The following is a 14,162-nucleotide window of genomic DNA, read 5'->3' on the forward strand; positions in this document are numbered from 1 at the left end:
GGGGCTGACGGGCTCCAAGCTGTCGGCGCCGGGGCCGACTGATGGGACGCGAAACATTGTCGGCTCATCCGGAGGACATCTCCACGATCGATGACTTTTTGACCGACGCTTTGTCCAAGCTTGGATCTGACGCGACCAAGAAGGAGAAAGCCGCCGTTTCGACGATGGTTTCCCGACTACGCTCTTTTAGTGATTGGCTTCAAAGGGAGGGCAGGCCGAGCATCATGGACCGAATCGGCGGCAACACTGCGCAGAAATCGTCATTGACCGCAGATTATACGGCGTTCAGTAAAGCCACAAAGCGGACGGCTCCACTCGATCCGTTTAGAGAATACCTAGGTCTCGAGCCCCAACAAGGATTTCGCCCTTACGACGACGACGCCCGCCTCATCGAGGGCCTCGCCAACGAAGAGCTGAGCAAGCTTGACCCGAGTTCCCAGCACAGGAGAAAAACCATTCAAGGTACGGCCTCGGCGCAACGCAAGTTCAGTGGCTGGCTCCGCACAGAGGGTAGGGAGAGCATCGCGAGCCGAATCCACGGCAACAATAAGCAGCAACGCTCGCTGGATGCAGACTACCGGGCTTACGGCGAAGCCAAAGGGAAATCTGGCGTGACTCTCAAGAAGCTCAGGCAGTATGTGCAAGTACTCGAGGCAAACAGAGCGCTGGGTGTACCCGCTCCTCAGCAAAGAGCAGGCTCGGACTCAACCTCCATCCCGACCTGGATGCGAGATTTGCCGACGCCGCGTCCGAAAGTGAGTGGCCGCCGATAGTAGGCGCGTTTGGTCAGGTCGGCTTGCAGGAGCCGGCTGGGTCGAGCTCGACTTGGTCCCCACAACTGCCGACCTATTTCGACTTTCCAACGCCGAAGGGGGAGCCAGCTCGGTCCTCAGACATCTATCGGGGTCTCGGTTCTTTGGTTGACCTGCCGTCCACACCGCAGGAGGTGCGTGACGATGCCCAGTCAGGGCCGGTGCAGAGCCATGCCGGCAGACCTCCGTTCTTCATCGGGCCATCAGCGTACCTCAAGAGCTGGAGGATATCGGATATCTCGTCGGCGAGGATTGGCAGCATGGCTCACAGCCGGTGCCGGATTTCCTGCTCGATGTACTTGACAATAAAATGCTGTTGCCAAGTTCGCGAATGGCTCCCCAGCCGGTCTCCATCAACGGGGCGACCTACTCCATCACGTTGGGTCCGCGAGGACGCCGCGACGCTCAGCTGATCCATCATGCTGGCCCATTCTCGGCTCCTAAGGCCAGGGTCGGCGGTTCGGCTGCGAGTGCCTCTGCCGGCGACCGCAGCGGACGACGCGCTATCCGCATTCCATCAGATTGTCGATGATCCCAATGGTAACGACACAGCCGACTTTCTGTTCTTGCCGGTGAATGACGCCAGCACCATGGGTCCCGATGACCGCGGGTCCCATTGGTCGTTGCTGCTGGTGGACCGCCGCGATCGCAACAATCCAGTCGCCTACCACTATGACTCCGCCCGGGGACGCAATGACAGACCCGCAGCAATGCTCGCAGCGCATGTGGGAGCCGAAGACAACCTGCAAAACGCCCCGATACGCCAGCAGAGGAACGGCTACGATTGTGGTGTCTTTGTGCTCGACGGTACGCGGGCGCTGGCCAGGCGGTTGGCGGGCAGACGTCAGCCAGACCTGAACCTAAGCAATCTCGTCCTCGACCGGCAGGCACTGCAGAACCGACTGAGGGGTTGATATCGGCGGAAAGGGCAGCTGGTTGAACTCTCGCCATAGAAGGTCCGCAATCGGCACGTTCGCAAGGCATCGCGGTGGCGCAGAGCGTGGGAGCGGACGCAAGAGCTAAGGCTGTTTTCGGAGGCGGAAGAGCCTGATGGGCGATTTCGGAGACGACGTGGTCGACTGTCTCCTGTCGTCATCAAGCGATCCGGTATCATCGTCCCCAAATAACCGCAGCTGGTCTGAAGGCCCCGCTGCGCGCCCGTCTCGTTGAGATCTCGCGCCACCATTGCTCCAAGGATTGACGATCACAAGGCAGCAGCGTGCCAACGCCCGCGGTGAAGGTTCGTCAGTCGGCAAGGCATTTTCTCGGAACGGCTATCAGGACTGGTACGCCTTGGGTGATCGCGTCAACGAAATCGGCGCGCAGGCCCCGGCCAGCGGCTTCTTGTTTGGCGAATTTGTTGATCACGAGAAGATCTATATTGTTGCGAAGTGCCCGGGAAACGACAGCTGCGGCCTCAGCAAGCCCATTTGTGTCGAGATTACAGGACATAGCTCCGCTGCCGAGTGGCTGGGAAATCGAGATCTCTTGTCCTGTCGCAACATCGATTGCGAGCATGACGTGCGTGCCATTTGCGCACCTCGCGTGTCGCTGCACGATACCGCCGATGCGTACGCCTTGCTGCGCGATGTCCTGCGCGAAATCGGCGAGTAGCCTATCAACATCGTCTTTTGGACGGTAGAGAATAGCCCCCACACTATTCGGATCTATCTCATCCATATTATCGATCACGGCCGGGTCCCTGTTGATGTGTTTCTCGTATCGGGACATAGCTGTCGAACGCTCTCATGCGGATCGTGGCAGGCGTTGCAAGCACCGCTCGGCAGCCGCGAGCGGAACGGCGCGCGCGATCTCCGCAAAAACGTTCGCTCCATTGCTGAGCCGTAGCGCATCAAACGAGCGGCGCGTGATGCGCGCCAAAAGCGGCGCGCCAGAACGGCAAGTTTCAAGAGCCAGAACCAAGGTGACCTCCGCCTCGTCGAACGGCAGAAAGGCTTTGATGCGTGCCGGAAATACATTGAGGATAGAGCTTGCACGTGGGGGCTCGCACGCGATGCTGACATCGCCGGCTGCGATGCGCAGCCGCAGCTGCGCGCCCGGTCTAAGCGGCACTCCAGGTATCAGAAGGCGCGCCCCGTTGAGGCGGAGCATGATCAGCCCGTAGCGCCCATCATAGCCGCCGACCAAGGTATCAAGACAGACTGCCGCTTCGCCGCGCCCGGCAAGCGCCGGATCGGTCTGAACGATGTTGAGCGGCCCGGCCGCAGTCACGACGCCATCTTTCATCATGACAAGATGATCGGCAAAACGCTCGATATCAGCGTAATCTTGGGTGATGTAGATCATCGGCAATGGGAGGGTTTCCCGTATGCGCTCGAGAAATGGCAGGATCTCGCATTTGGCGGCGCGGTCGAGCACAATGAGTGGATCGTCCAGCAAAAGTAGCTGAGGCTGGCCCAACAGCGCGCTGCCAAGGGCAAGTCGCTGTCGCTCGGCCGCCGAAAGATGTGATGGCGAACGCTCGAGCAGCGGCGACAAGGCGAGCAATTCGACCACCCCATCAAAATCGATTAGTGTTGGTGTCGATGTTGACGCCTTGTATAGGAGGGTGCGCCGTACAGACCAATGAGAAAGAGGAATTGGTGGTCGGAATACATATGCGACGGGACGCAGATGAGGCGGTCGAAACTTTGTCTCATCCTGCCAAATCTCTCCATCGACCGCACAAAATCCAGTCGGCACATGCTGCACGCCAGCGATGCAGCGCGCGAGTGTGGTCTTGCCGCACCCGGGCGGACCAAAAATTGCTGTGACGCCTTTGGCCGGCAGGATGAATTGCGCATCTAACGGAATGTTCGCGAGAGAGCCGTTGAACGCAACCTCAATATAGCCCGTTCTTGCTTCTCTCATGAACCTGCGCCTGTGCTGTATCTTCCCATCCAAGTCACGAGCACAGCTGCAATAGAGATGATCGCCGTGCCTTAGATAATCCGGCCGGTGCCGCTCCAGCACGGCGTCTCTGCTCGCCTGAGGGCATAAGCTGCGGCGGTGGACTGCAGATCTGTGTTAAGATCAGAGGCTTCCTGAGCATCTCCGCGCCGCGAGGATCGTGACAGTCGGACGCTGCCCAGTGCGCTTGCCAATGAGAGGCAAAGCGCCTCTCCCTTAGCGCGAGGTTTTCAGCCTGCTTCGCCGGCCCGGAGGCTTTTGCTGAATGTCCAAATTGCGCGGCTCGAGAGGTTTGGCGGTAAAGATGCCGGCTCAGGCCAGAGCTGAATACTGGCTCGGGGCCCGAAATCCGCATCAAGCATCCCACGGCTTTGCGAGCCGATTTGAAGTTTGCGCCGGGAGCTACGGTCATGGCTTCTGCATTCTCGGGTGCGACCAGCATCAAAGCCAGATCGATCAGGATGAATCGGATAAATCTCATTGAAACTCCGGCTCCCCGCGCCCCTTCTTTGGCGGCGACTGATTGATCCCTACCCAGCAATCCGCGTGCCGTTTCAAGGAATATCTGCGCGTCTTGCGGCAAGGGAGGTTTTGTATCGGTCTCTACCCGACATCTTAAGTCGTCACATCTTATTGTAGGACTGTGGACGCTCGCGTCACCATGCGCACATGTAGGAGCTACCACGTGGAAGCTGAGGATGATCCATCGCCTTTTGGATTGGGGATGGTGCTTTGGCGAACATGCGGCCGTAAAACTCGTCAATGAGGGACAAGTGGATGCCATCCGATGGCGCACGTTCCGATCTGTGCGGAGGAGAAGGTCGGCGGCCGGGCGCTTGGAAAAAGGGCTGATGTGAGATGATATGCGGTGCCCGCGAGCTACGGCAGAACGTCTCCTAGCAGCACGGGTTGCCGACGTATTTCAGGGCGCGCGGGCCTTCGTTGCCTCGCGAGTCGACGCAGGATTGAGCTGCCCAAGACGGATGACTTGACCGGCGCCTAAGGAACTCTGGCGTCGGCGACGAACGGGTTGGGGCTTGAGGTCCGCAATTTGAGCCTGCTGAATGCTCCAGCTTGGATCGCCTACGCTATCGTGAAGGCCTATTTGTCTAAGGAGGACGTTGGCGTTGCAATGGTGCGCGTGGGCAGTATCGGGTACTCGATCTTCGGCAGCTGCCCGGTGAGCGAATTCAGAAAGGCGACAATCTCGTCAGTTTCTTCATCGCTGAGCTTTGCTCTAAGCTGAACCTCACTCATGACGCCGACCGCTTGCTTAAGACTCCAAACTTGACCAGAATGAAAGTAGGGCGGACGCAATGCGATGTTGCGCAATGGCGCCGAGCGGAAAACATACTCGTCGCCGGGATCCTTAGTGACGGCAAAACGACCCTTGTCTTCCTTTGGAAGCAGGCTTTCGGCTGGCCCTTTAATGACGCCGAAGCGAAAATAATCCTGTCCACCGACGTTAATTCCGTTGTGGCAAGAGGAACATCCCTTTTCGATGAATAGCTTTAGCCCGGTTTTCTGCTGATCGCTGAGAGCATATTCATCGCCCTCGAGGTACTGATCGAAGGGGGCGGCGGGAGTAATCAAGATTGCCTCGAAAGCCTCGATGGCCTTGGCGAAATTTTCAAACGTAACGGGCGCCACTTCGTTTGGAAAAGCCTTACTGAACATAACGACATAATCGGTCATTGAATTCAATGTTTTGAGCACGTGATCGGGCGTCGCATTCATTTCGACGCTGGCCTGGACAGGGCCTGCGGCTTGCGCCTTAAGATCCGCCGCTCGACCATCCCAGAACTGCGCCACGTTGAAGACCGCGTTATAGACTGTTGGCGCACGACGTGACCCCAGCTGCCAACGATGACCAATCGACCTCCGGCCGGCATCTACCCTGCCCGTCCCAAGGTTATGACACGTATTGCAGCTAATAACGCCGCTCGCCTCGAATCGAAAAATAAGGATTTGTCAAGTGTGATCTTTTCATGGGTGATAGGATTGTCCTTCACCGCTGGAGCGACTGAGGGAATTGGCTTGAAAATCCGCTTGGCGACGCGCATCAAATCCTCATTGGCGCCTGCTGCGGGGGAAACCAGAATGGCTGAGGCCACAACACTTAACCTACCGGCCCTGGAAAGCTCGCGTACCGCTTCCTCATGTGATGTCTCGCTTTTCTCCTAGATCGTGGAATCGCAAACATAGCGCTCGGTCCGCGTCCGCCCGCAGAACGACGTGCAGCAGTCAGCGAATGGTGTCTTCCGTATGCTGGGCTAGGCTGCACCCAGGCCGACGCTCCGCCGGTGCTATAGCAACCAGCGTGCCAGGGGGCTCAAGGTCGAAGCCTACTGAGCTGGTTTCAAGCAATTGCGTACTGTGAATTGCAGCAAGCGGCTTGAGGCTGTCGAATCAACGGTACGTGACCCGTGCGACGAATCATCATCCAGCCACAGGAATCCTGGCCTGTCGGTCCACGCCTCCGTGCTTCTCGGAAACTCACCCGTACGGCACTCTTTGACTCTGCAGGTCAGCTGGCTGGGACCGCGAACAAAGCGAGCTGCGCCGGCGCAGCTTGTCGCTGCTCGGCTCGATGCGTGCGCTTTGAGCTTCAACCCCCACCCCGCGGTGCAGTCGGTCAGGCGTGCAGTTGTCAGGAGTTCGTCCTACTGCCACCAAATGTGGGTATGCCCGTCTCAGCACGTATTCACACGTGCCGGACGCTCAAAGTCCTTGAATCGACCGTGGCGTCAGGTTGTAGGCATTACGAAGTAGAACGCCACCGGGGAGACAGCATCGCCACACATGCGCTAAACGGCCAATCTTTGCCGTACCTCCGTCTTCGCAATGAGCGTGTTGCGCGTGGCGGGACGATGGAGGCCTTAATCATTGCGGCTGCCCCGCAACAGGCGCGATCATGGCTGCCGACGCGCCGTATCCGGCAAACAGATGACGCTCGCGGGGCAAAGAATAATAGTGAAGGATATGCGACTTAAGACAGGTTTGGTGAATAAAGAGCAACGAATGAGCTGGATTTGCAATGCGCATTGCTGTGCATCCGCCCTCGCTGTGATCGTGATCGCGATCGCGGCCACGTGGTGCACAGAACAAGCTCGTGCGCGAGATCGTGGGGCCGAGCAAGTCTTAATGTCATGCAGACTAGACGTGATGCGCTTCTGTGACCGCTTTAGAGGGCCTAGCGATGTGGAGGTAGCCATCTTTTGCCTTAGGGACAATTTCAAGAATTTACGCGGCGAATGCCGCCGCATCATGCCAATTGCGGCGGAGAGAAAAGAAGGACCAAGACGGCGTCTCAATAGGCTTCCGGTCGTCCTCCATCGAGAGTGAGGCGTCCGAGTGGCAGTTGCAGAAATTGAGCGACAGTGAGGTGTTCAGACCTGCGGGCCAGAGTTTGGCCGAAAGTCGATCGGGCTGAAGCATCAGCCTGCCGCGCCGCAGTTCATCTATCCGGGGGCTGAGCTCCGTGAATCGATTGGCCCCGATCAGCGATCGATGTGCGCCCACGCGTGCTACGAGATTGCATGCGCTCTGAACTTCAATTTCGTACTGAAGCAGTTGCGCTCTTCAGCGCTGCAGCGATCCGCCGACTTTGGGCCCGCCGTGAGATTGCCATCGACTTGGTCGTAGCTGGTCGGAAGGACAATCTGTGTAACTGCGGTGGTTACGGCAGGACATCTGCAGGAATTCGTGCTGCCCATCAATCTATGGCGTTGTGGTCGGCAACGAAGTATTTTCCGGCAGGCTATAACTGGCAAAAGATCGCCGGAACGTTAGCGTTGGAGGTTGTTCCGTCGTGGTCTTCTTCAGGTGTCTCAGCTGGAGAATAGCCCGTTTTCGACTGCCGGGCTAAAGACACAGATAGAGCCAGGAAACCTCTTTTGTTATCCGCCCATCGACTTCCCGAAGGAACTGCTTGATGCCATTGCGGCGTTGTCGATGGGCGCTTCAGGGGAATCAGTTTGCCCGATCGTGATGCTCTTGGCCGAATACCGTTTCGGGCTCAAGGTCAAAGGAAACGCCGTCGCCAAGAGCCATTCAAAGGCAGAAAGTTGTTCAACCAGACGATTCTCGACGGCCTTGCGCTCCGCGCCAGGTAGGTCCGTTTTAAGGAGTCGACGGCACCGCCAGATTTCGCTCCGCAGGGATCTGATCTCACTTAATGCATCATCAATTGGAGTCATCACAGATGCTTCGTCCCTGGAGTATCAAGCATAGCGCTGGTCATCGAGCGGCCATTCCTTCGCTCCGCATTCCTGCCGAATAATTGCATCCGAAGACTCGCGACTTTCCCGCCCGTTCGTTCGGTGAGCAAAGATACGCAGTCCACTGAAGGGTCGTAAATCGAAATTCATGCGTTCGAGACCCTTGAGAGCGCCATCGAAGCGACCCATAGACCTGACGCATAGATGGCAGGCAGATCGGAATCTCAAGTAGCCCTTGTGCAACGTAGGCTGTCGATATCCGTGCCCCGAGATCGATAGACCTTTCGCAACATCACACTCGAATCCAGATCGCGAAACATGCTGTAGTTCCGTCGGATCCATTGATGCAGCTCGGTGGACCAGTCATTCTCGTTGCGTAGATATCCAGTGAAGGAAAAGCCAAGCCGGTCTATATATCTCTTGAGGAACAGCGGAAGCGCGGGAATCCGAAGCACCCGCTCGCCGTCCATCGCTTCAGGTAATTCGCCACGAAGCACGAATTCATTGTGGACGGTGACCAGCGACGCCGCCGGAATTCGCCGCCGCAGCATTTCATAACCGCGAAAGGAGATGCGGTCAGCGCCTGCGATGAAGAGAATGATGGGGGCGACATAGCAGCGCGCCGTCTCCTTCATGAAGCCGATCTCTTCGCACATCCTGAAGAATTCGTCGAAGGCGTGAAAGCCGAGATCGATTACCTTGGCGACCCGGTCGTGGATGATAAGAGGGTCCATCAGCTGCATCTTGCCATAAGTGTCGATCACATCCGCGGTCTCCGTGATGTTAGGGAGGTAGTCGAGCAACGACGGCTCTTTCAAGTTGACATCAAACGACAGTGCTGTGCCGTTTTTCAGCAGCAAGAACTCGCTCATGGCCCGAGCGATGAGAGTTTTACCGACCTGCGGGCTAGGAGAGCAAATGATGTAGATGGGGGTCGCTAACATAGCCAGCAGATCAATTTCGTTTCGTACGTGGGCCCGACCTGAGCTCGCCGAAATGCGACTACTTCTCGCCGGGCCGGGTAGCGGACTTGGCGCCGGCCAATTCCGTCAAGTTGATGCGATCAAATTCGCTCCAGACATTTGCCAGCCAATGCCGGACATAACCGCGCAGCACGAAGGAGTTGTTCGCGGGTTCATCGTTCCGCCCCTTGTTCGCGACGAAGTCTACGAATGGGACGGATGCAACTTCCACCTGCTCATAAGCCATCTCGTTGAGCTTCGGTATGACCAACTCAGTCGCATGTTTGATGCGGTGAAAATAGGAATTATAGGTCGCTTGATCCCACTGGAAGAATTGAGTGTCGTTGATGAAGTTCTTGACTAGGTAGTACTTTGCGCCGTTCATGAAGGTCGCGGTCTCCGCGATTTCGTCTAACGAAGCGATGGATGATCCCAGGATATGGAATACGGCGAATGTTATCTGGCCAGACCGCGCTGAGTCCAGAAATCCGATGTCGCGCAAGGAAGCCAGCGCAGAGGACAGTAAGCCTGCGCGAGCATCAATGACAGTGACGGACAGCCCTGAGTTCAGGGTATCGAAGATCTTCATCTGGTCCGCTGTCGCCGTCATGTCAACGATCTCGGTGATCTCGGGATAAAAGCGCTTCAGCGTTCCCCGCGGCGACTCCGTGTCGAATGCGCGTGTTTGCACGTTGTTGACGCTGAAGTAGTCCAGTAGCGTTCGTGATACGGTGGTTTTGCCGACCCCTCCCTTGTCCGCACCTACCACAATTACAACTGGCTTCACCATGGAAATCTCCTGAGACACTCGCTATTGCCGCGCGCAAACTGCGCAACCGACGCGTCTCTGCTTTGGATGCGAACATGGCAGAAAGAAGGGGCAATGAACCTTCGGATGAGAGAGATCTGCAACCGATGAACATTTCAACATCAAGCGAGTGACGGCCTTGGATTGCAATGACGATGCAAGCCGATAATGGTGAGTAAATCACTCGTGGTGGTGATCTAGGTGAGGTTTGTAAGCGGCTGGAATGCGTGCCGCCAAGAACCAATGGCCTGCCTGTGGTGATCGTTGCGTTGCCATAAGTTATCTATCGACGCCGCTATCTAGATTGGCATAAAGCGACCGAATCTTACGTAGCGTTAGATTGCGAGCTCGGGGAAGAAAAGGTGGTGTGCTACGCGGTACGACTATGGCTTGGTAAATCATCAAAGGTCCGCTGGAACAGATCGTCGTCTTTTCGGCAGACAATGACCCTGAACGAGCGAGCTCTCACTCTGCTAAAGAGATCGAGATGTGCGAGCGCTGAAACGGGCTGCTGACGCAAATAGCAAGCACACATCTGTTCGCGTCGAGCCGAGATTATCGTCTCATGGAGAACGAGATCGAAGGCTGAGCGGGCACGCCCGACGGCGCAACATCGGTGGCAAGCGAGATCGAGGACGCTGCGTCAAAAGAAGGCCGGCGTCGAGCGAATAGGACCGGCGATCCTCCCCTCGGGCGCTGCGGGAAGCTGCGCGGAATGAACGATGGCCTGGCGCGTGTGCGCTCTCGCTGGGCCGCTTCCTGGGGGCGTCGGACGGTGTACGTTACCGTTTTGAAGCGCCCACTCTGATCACCCTTTCAGTTTACTCGGGCAAGCCCGCCTGAAAGGGAATGCGAGGTGCGCGTCCACTTCTCGTTTCTTCTGGTCGGTGGCGCTTTATATAGTTGGTCTGCATATTCGGCCTCGGCGTAAAGCTACACCACGCTTGCCTTCATATGGGGCAACCACCGGAGTCTGCCAGACATTCCCTAGGTTTGCGCTGGAGGGGCATCGATGCCGCTGGCGCCACGGTACAGCCCTGCCGGCTTAACGCAGCTCGAGCGCAGGCCGAAGGCGATCGAAAGTAGCGATCCTCTGGCGCTGCGAAGAGCTCCGATGCGGCCATCGCTGATAGCCTGGAAATGGAGAATTGGGACAAGCCATTTGGTAAGGGGTTATTTCCACGCCTGAGCTATTGCCCAATGGCAGGACGACAGTGCCTCAACTTACTGTTCGCCGGGGCTATTTTCTATCTTGCATTTGGTTGCCCTGAAGACTTCAACCCGGACTACTTATTTGGCAACGCGATTGAGCAAAAACCGTGCTCGAGCGGCCGCATGGTAGCTGTCCGCGAGCTAAAGGCGGGTGGCTAGGCGCACTCTGTGCGGAGCAGCCAGGTGCTTGCTAAGCGCCTGGCTGCCAGAAAGTCAATTCGGTGGCGCCATCGGAGCGGCATTTAGCTGCCGGGCCCCTGGCGGAAGTATGGTCGCCGATGGCACGGTGGTCGGCTGCGTTGCGTCATTTGGAGAGCGGCCAACGATAATCGTGAGCAGACCATCGCCCCACAGCCGCCGCGCTGCTCTCTTGGCGTCTGCCAACGTCACCCCATCGACCACGGCGTTGTGCTTTTCGAAATAGTCGATGGGCAGCTTGTCAAGCTGCTGCTGCTGCAGCGTCCGCGCAAGCTTTGATGATGTGTTGAGAGCCAGCATTTGCGAGCCCTTCAGGTAGGACTTTGCATCATCGAGTTCCTGCTGAGTCGGTCCTTTCTCAGCGATGTGGCGGACCTGCTTCTCGATTTCTTCGACCGTTTCGTCGGCACGATCGGCGCAAGTGCCGCTATTGCCGAGAAACATGGCTGAATGATCCAGCCAGACCAGGTTCTCACGAACGGAGTAGGCTAGTCCGCGCTTCTCGCGGACTTCGCGGAACAAACGCGACGTCAGGCCGGCGCCGCCGAGGATGCGGTTGACCACATAGGTGGCCATGAAATCGGGCTCGGTGCGACGGACGGCTGGACCGCCAAAAGTTACAACTGTCTGCGGAACGTCGAGCGGAAAAAAGACCCGCTGCGGCGGCTTTGCTGCGATGACGTCGGAAACCGGCGTCGCTTCCGCTTTGGTCGGCAGGCTGCCAAAGGTTTTGTCGAGCAGCTTGCAGAGGACCTCTGGATCGACGTCGCCGACCACCGCGAGCTTGAGCGTGTCTTTTGCGAGCACGCGTCGGACATAGCCCTTGAGATCCGCGACTTCGACCTTCGGCACGCTTTCCAGCGAGCCCCCGACTGGGCGAGCATAAGGATGATTGATAAAGGCGACCTCGAGGAACTTGCGATGGGCCAGAGACGAAGGATCGGTCGAGTCGTGCCGAAGGCTCGCAAGCACAGTGGCACGGATCCGTTCGACATCGGCCGCGTCGAAACGGGGCGAGGTTAGCGCCATCCGTAAAAGGTCGAAGGCGTCGTCTGCGTTGTCCTCGAGCGTGCGCAAGGAACCGCGGAAGTGATCATGGGTCGAGTGAAAATGCAGATCAATGGCACGATGCTCGAGCCGCTCATGAAAGGTCTTGAAGTCAAGCTCGGCGGAACCCTCCTTGAGCAGGCCAGCAACCATGTGGCTTACGCCAGGTTTTTGTTCGGGGTCCTGAGTCGCGCCGCCGGTGAAGGCAAATTCCATCGCGATCAACGGGACAGTGGAATCCTGCACGAACCAGGCTTCTATACCGCAAGACGAAACCAGGCGCCTGATCCTGGTCCGGGCATGCGTCCTTGTGGCGGCAAGCGAATTGGGCGAAGCGAGCGTGGCGATTGAGAGCGAGCTTGCCCCAAGGAGGACCTCACGTCGTGTGCAAGGATGGATCATTAGAGCTTCTCCCCGTGTTTTACGGTGGACTCTTTGATGAGATAGCCGGTCACCGCTCGTTTCTTGTCGAACCATTTCCGCGCGGCCCCCTGCACCTGCTGGGCACCGACCGCGCGGATGCCATCCGGCCAGCCCCGAATATCGTCGATGGATAGTCCCGTTGTGAGGCCGCGGCCATACCAGCGTGCGAGCATCTCCTGATTGTCCTGGGCGTAGGTTACCCGCGCGATCAGCCGCGTCTTGACCCTCTCGAGATCTGCGGTGCTCGCGGGATTACCCGCAATGTCGGCTATTACCTCGTCGATGGAGCGCTCGATCTGGCTGAGTTTGACGCCGGGTTTTGGTACGGCAGAAGCCGCGAATAGCGAGGGATCGAGCGCGGCCGAGTGGTAACTCGCTCCGGCAGTGACCGCGAGCTGCTTTTCGACCACCAGCGAGCGATAGAGGTATGAGTTGACACCGCCGCCCATCAACTGCTCGAGCACGTCAAGCACTGGACCCTCGCCGGCGGCCGCGGTGTGAGCCGATGGTACGAGATAATAGCGGTGCAGGGCTGGCTGCTCGACGCGGGCATCGGCCAACGTCACTGTGCGCGGCGCGGCCGACGTCGGCTCCTACGGCCGAAGGCGTTCCAGGGGAATTGATGCTTGCGTGGGGATGGCGCCAAATGTCTCCGTCACCACCGAGCGGATTTTCTTAGGGGCGACGTCGCCAGCGACGATCAGGATCGCGTTGTTCGGTGCATGAATGCGCTTGTAGAAAGTAAGCGCATCCTCTCGGGTAAGCTTTTCGATTTCGTGGCGCCACCCGATAATCGGGCGTCCATAGGGGTGGTTGAGGTAAAGCGCCGCCATCATCTGCTCGGCGAGACGTTCACGCGGATTGTTGGCGACGCTCATATTGAATTCCTCCAGCACGACGTCGCGCTCGGAAAGCACGTCCTCATCTTTGAGGATGAGACCGGTCATGCGGTCGGCTTCAAATTCCATCATCTTGCCGAGGTGCTCGCGCGGCACGTGCTGGAAGTAGCTGGTGTAGTCGAGCCCGGTGAAGGCGTTCTGATTGCCGCCGGCGCGCAGGACGGCCTTGGAGAATTCATTCGCTGGATGTTTGGAGGTGCCCTTGAACATCAGGTGTTCGAGGAAATGCGCAAGCCCCGATTTGCCAGGCGGCTCGTCGGCGGAACCGACCTTATACCAGATCATCTGAGTCACAACGGGTGTGCGATGATCCGGGATCACGACCACCTGGAGGCCGTTCTGAAGCGTGAAGCTAGCTGGTCGATCCGATCTGACCGTGTCGGCAAAGACGCCCTCCCCTTTAGGAAGATATAAGTCAGTGCTATCATCCATTCTGTGCTCGACCGCCAGCGCGGTAGGCGTCGTCGTGCCAGAGGCATTAGTGGCGGTACCTCCTGCCTTGGCGGTGACCGAAATCAGATTCTTCATGGTATCGCCTTTCATTCCATGCTGATCAACGTTCATGGCAGACAAATCCGACAAAGCGCGGAGCCGCTAGTAGCCCTGCACAGTGATTATGACTCTTTGGAAGAGTTGGGATAGGCGCGGCCCATTTTGGCTCGGGCCGTGTC

Annotated in this window: 9 protein-coding genes and 2 pseudogenes; 3 read left to right on the forward strand and 8 right to left on the reverse strand. The window is 57.8% G+C overall.

Translation table 11 applies throughout. The features are described 5' to 3' along the window. The first annotated feature begins 41 nt into the window (after positions 1 to 41). Both D6B98_RS41070 and D6B98_RS41075 read left to right on the forward strand, forming a co-directional pair. Positions 42 to 773, forward strand: a complete 732-nt coding sequence (locus tag D6B98_RS41070; protein WP_235884896.1) for a hypothetical protein — start codon at positions 42 to 44, stop codon at positions 771 to 773. Between the two features lie 509 nt (positions 774 to 1,282). Continuing rightward, positions 1,283 to 1,726 (forward strand): Ulp1 family isopeptidase, encoded by a 444-nt coding sequence (locus tag D6B98_RS41075; RefSeq protein WP_235884895.1) that lies wholly within the window; start codon positions 1,283 to 1,285, stop codon positions 1,724 to 1,726. Positions 1,727 to 2,057: 331 nt separating this feature from the next. Here D6B98_RS41075 and D6B98_RS35685 read toward each other — a convergent pair whose 3' ends face one another. From D6B98_RS35685 to D6B98_RS35695, 3 genes and pseudogenes are all read right to left on the reverse strand, one after another. Beyond that, positions 2,058 to 2,504, reverse strand: coding sequence for a DUF2478 domain-containing protein (locus D6B98_RS35685; RefSeq protein ID WP_347338648.1), 447 nt, complete (start codon positions 2,502 to 2,504; stop codon positions 2,058 to 2,060). Positions 2,505 to 2,558: 54 nt separating this feature from the next. Beyond that, a complete protein-coding gene (modC, locus tag D6B98_RS35690) occupies positions 2,559 to 3,683 on the reverse strand; it encodes a molybdenum ABC transporter ATP-binding protein (RefSeq protein ID WP_126261671.1) in 1,125 nt (374 codons plus the stop codon). 1,140 nt (positions 3,684 to 4,823) lie between these two features. Then, positions 4,824 to 5,824: pseudogene (locus D6B98_RS35695) on the reverse strand (cytochrome-c peroxidase). 1,437 nt (positions 5,825 to 7,261) lie between these two features. Here D6B98_RS35695 and D6B98_RS35705 point away from each other — a divergent pair. Beyond that, entirely contained in the window at positions 7,262 to 7,567 is a 306-nt protein-coding gene (locus D6B98_RS35705; RefSeq protein WP_126261672.1) for a hypothetical protein, read from the forward strand. A gap of 54 nt (positions 7,568 to 7,621) precedes the next feature. Here D6B98_RS35705 and D6B98_RS35710 read toward each other — a convergent pair whose 3' ends face one another. From D6B98_RS35710 to D6B98_RS35730, 5 genes and pseudogenes are all read right to left on the reverse strand, one after another. After that, positions 7,622 to 7,921 (reverse strand): hypothetical protein, encoded by a 300-nt coding sequence (locus D6B98_RS35710; protein WP_235884893.1) that lies wholly within the window; start codon positions 7,919 to 7,921, stop codon positions 7,622 to 7,624. Between the two features lie 245 nt (positions 7,922 to 8,166). Beyond that, complete coding sequence (locus tag D6B98_RS35715; RefSeq protein ID WP_126261674.1) at positions 8,167 to 8,886, reverse strand: hypothetical protein; 720 nt, start codon at positions 8,884 to 8,886, stop codon at positions 8,167 to 8,169. A 58-nt stretch (positions 8,887 to 8,944) separates the two neighbouring features. Next, positions 8,945 to 9,694, reverse strand: coding sequence for a P-loop NTPase family protein (locus tag D6B98_RS35720; RefSeq protein ID WP_126261675.1), 750 nt, complete (start codon positions 9,692 to 9,694; stop codon positions 8,945 to 8,947). A gap of 1,443 nt (positions 9,695 to 11,137) precedes the next feature. Beyond that, entirely contained in the window at positions 11,138 to 12,571 is a 1,434-nt protein-coding gene (locus D6B98_RS35725; RefSeq protein ID WP_126261676.1) for a M16 family metallopeptidase, read from the reverse strand. After that, positions 12,571 to 13,923, reverse strand: a pseudogene (locus tag D6B98_RS35730) (M16 family metallopeptidase). The gene D6B98_RS35725 and the pseudogene D6B98_RS35730 overlap by 1 nt, the downstream one beginning before the upstream one ends. Positions 13,924 to 14,162: the final 239 nt, after the last annotated feature.

The organism is Bradyrhizobium sp. LVM 105 (genome assembly GCF_003957705.1).
Classification (GTDB): domain Bacteria; phylum Pseudomonadota; class Alphaproteobacteria; order Rhizobiales; family Xanthobacteraceae; genus Bradyrhizobium; species Bradyrhizobium frederickii.

What these genes read in the sequence shown, in the direction of transcription:
- modC (WP_126261671.1), bottom strand. Translation starts at nt 3,683, where the DNA reads ATGAGAGAAGCAAGAACGGGCTATATTGAGGTTGCGTTCAACGGCTCT.
- D6B98_RS41070 (WP_235884896.1), top strand. Translation starts at nt 42, where the DNA reads ATGGGACGCGAAACATTGTCGGCTCATCCGGAGGACATCTCCACGATC.
- D6B98_RS35710 (WP_235884893.1), bottom strand. Translation starts at nt 7,921, where the DNA reads ATGACTCCAATTGATGATGCATTAAGTGAGATCAGATCCCTGCGGAGC.
- D6B98_RS35715 (WP_126261674.1), bottom strand. Translation starts at nt 8,886, where the DNA reads ATGTTAGCGACCCCCATCTACATCATTTGCTCTCCTAGCCCGCAGGTC.
- D6B98_RS35725 (WP_126261676.1), bottom strand. Translation starts at nt 12,571, where the DNA reads ATGATCCATCCTTGCACACGACGTGAGGTCCTCCTTGGGGCAAGCTCG.
- D6B98_RS35705 (WP_126261672.1), top strand. Translation starts at nt 7,262, where the DNA reads ATGCGCTCTGAACTTCAATTTCGTACTGAAGCAGTTGCGCTCTTCAGC.
- D6B98_RS35720 (WP_126261675.1), bottom strand. Translation starts at nt 9,694, where the DNA reads ATGGTGAAGCCAGTTGTAATTGTGGTAGGTGCGGACAAGGGAGGGGTC.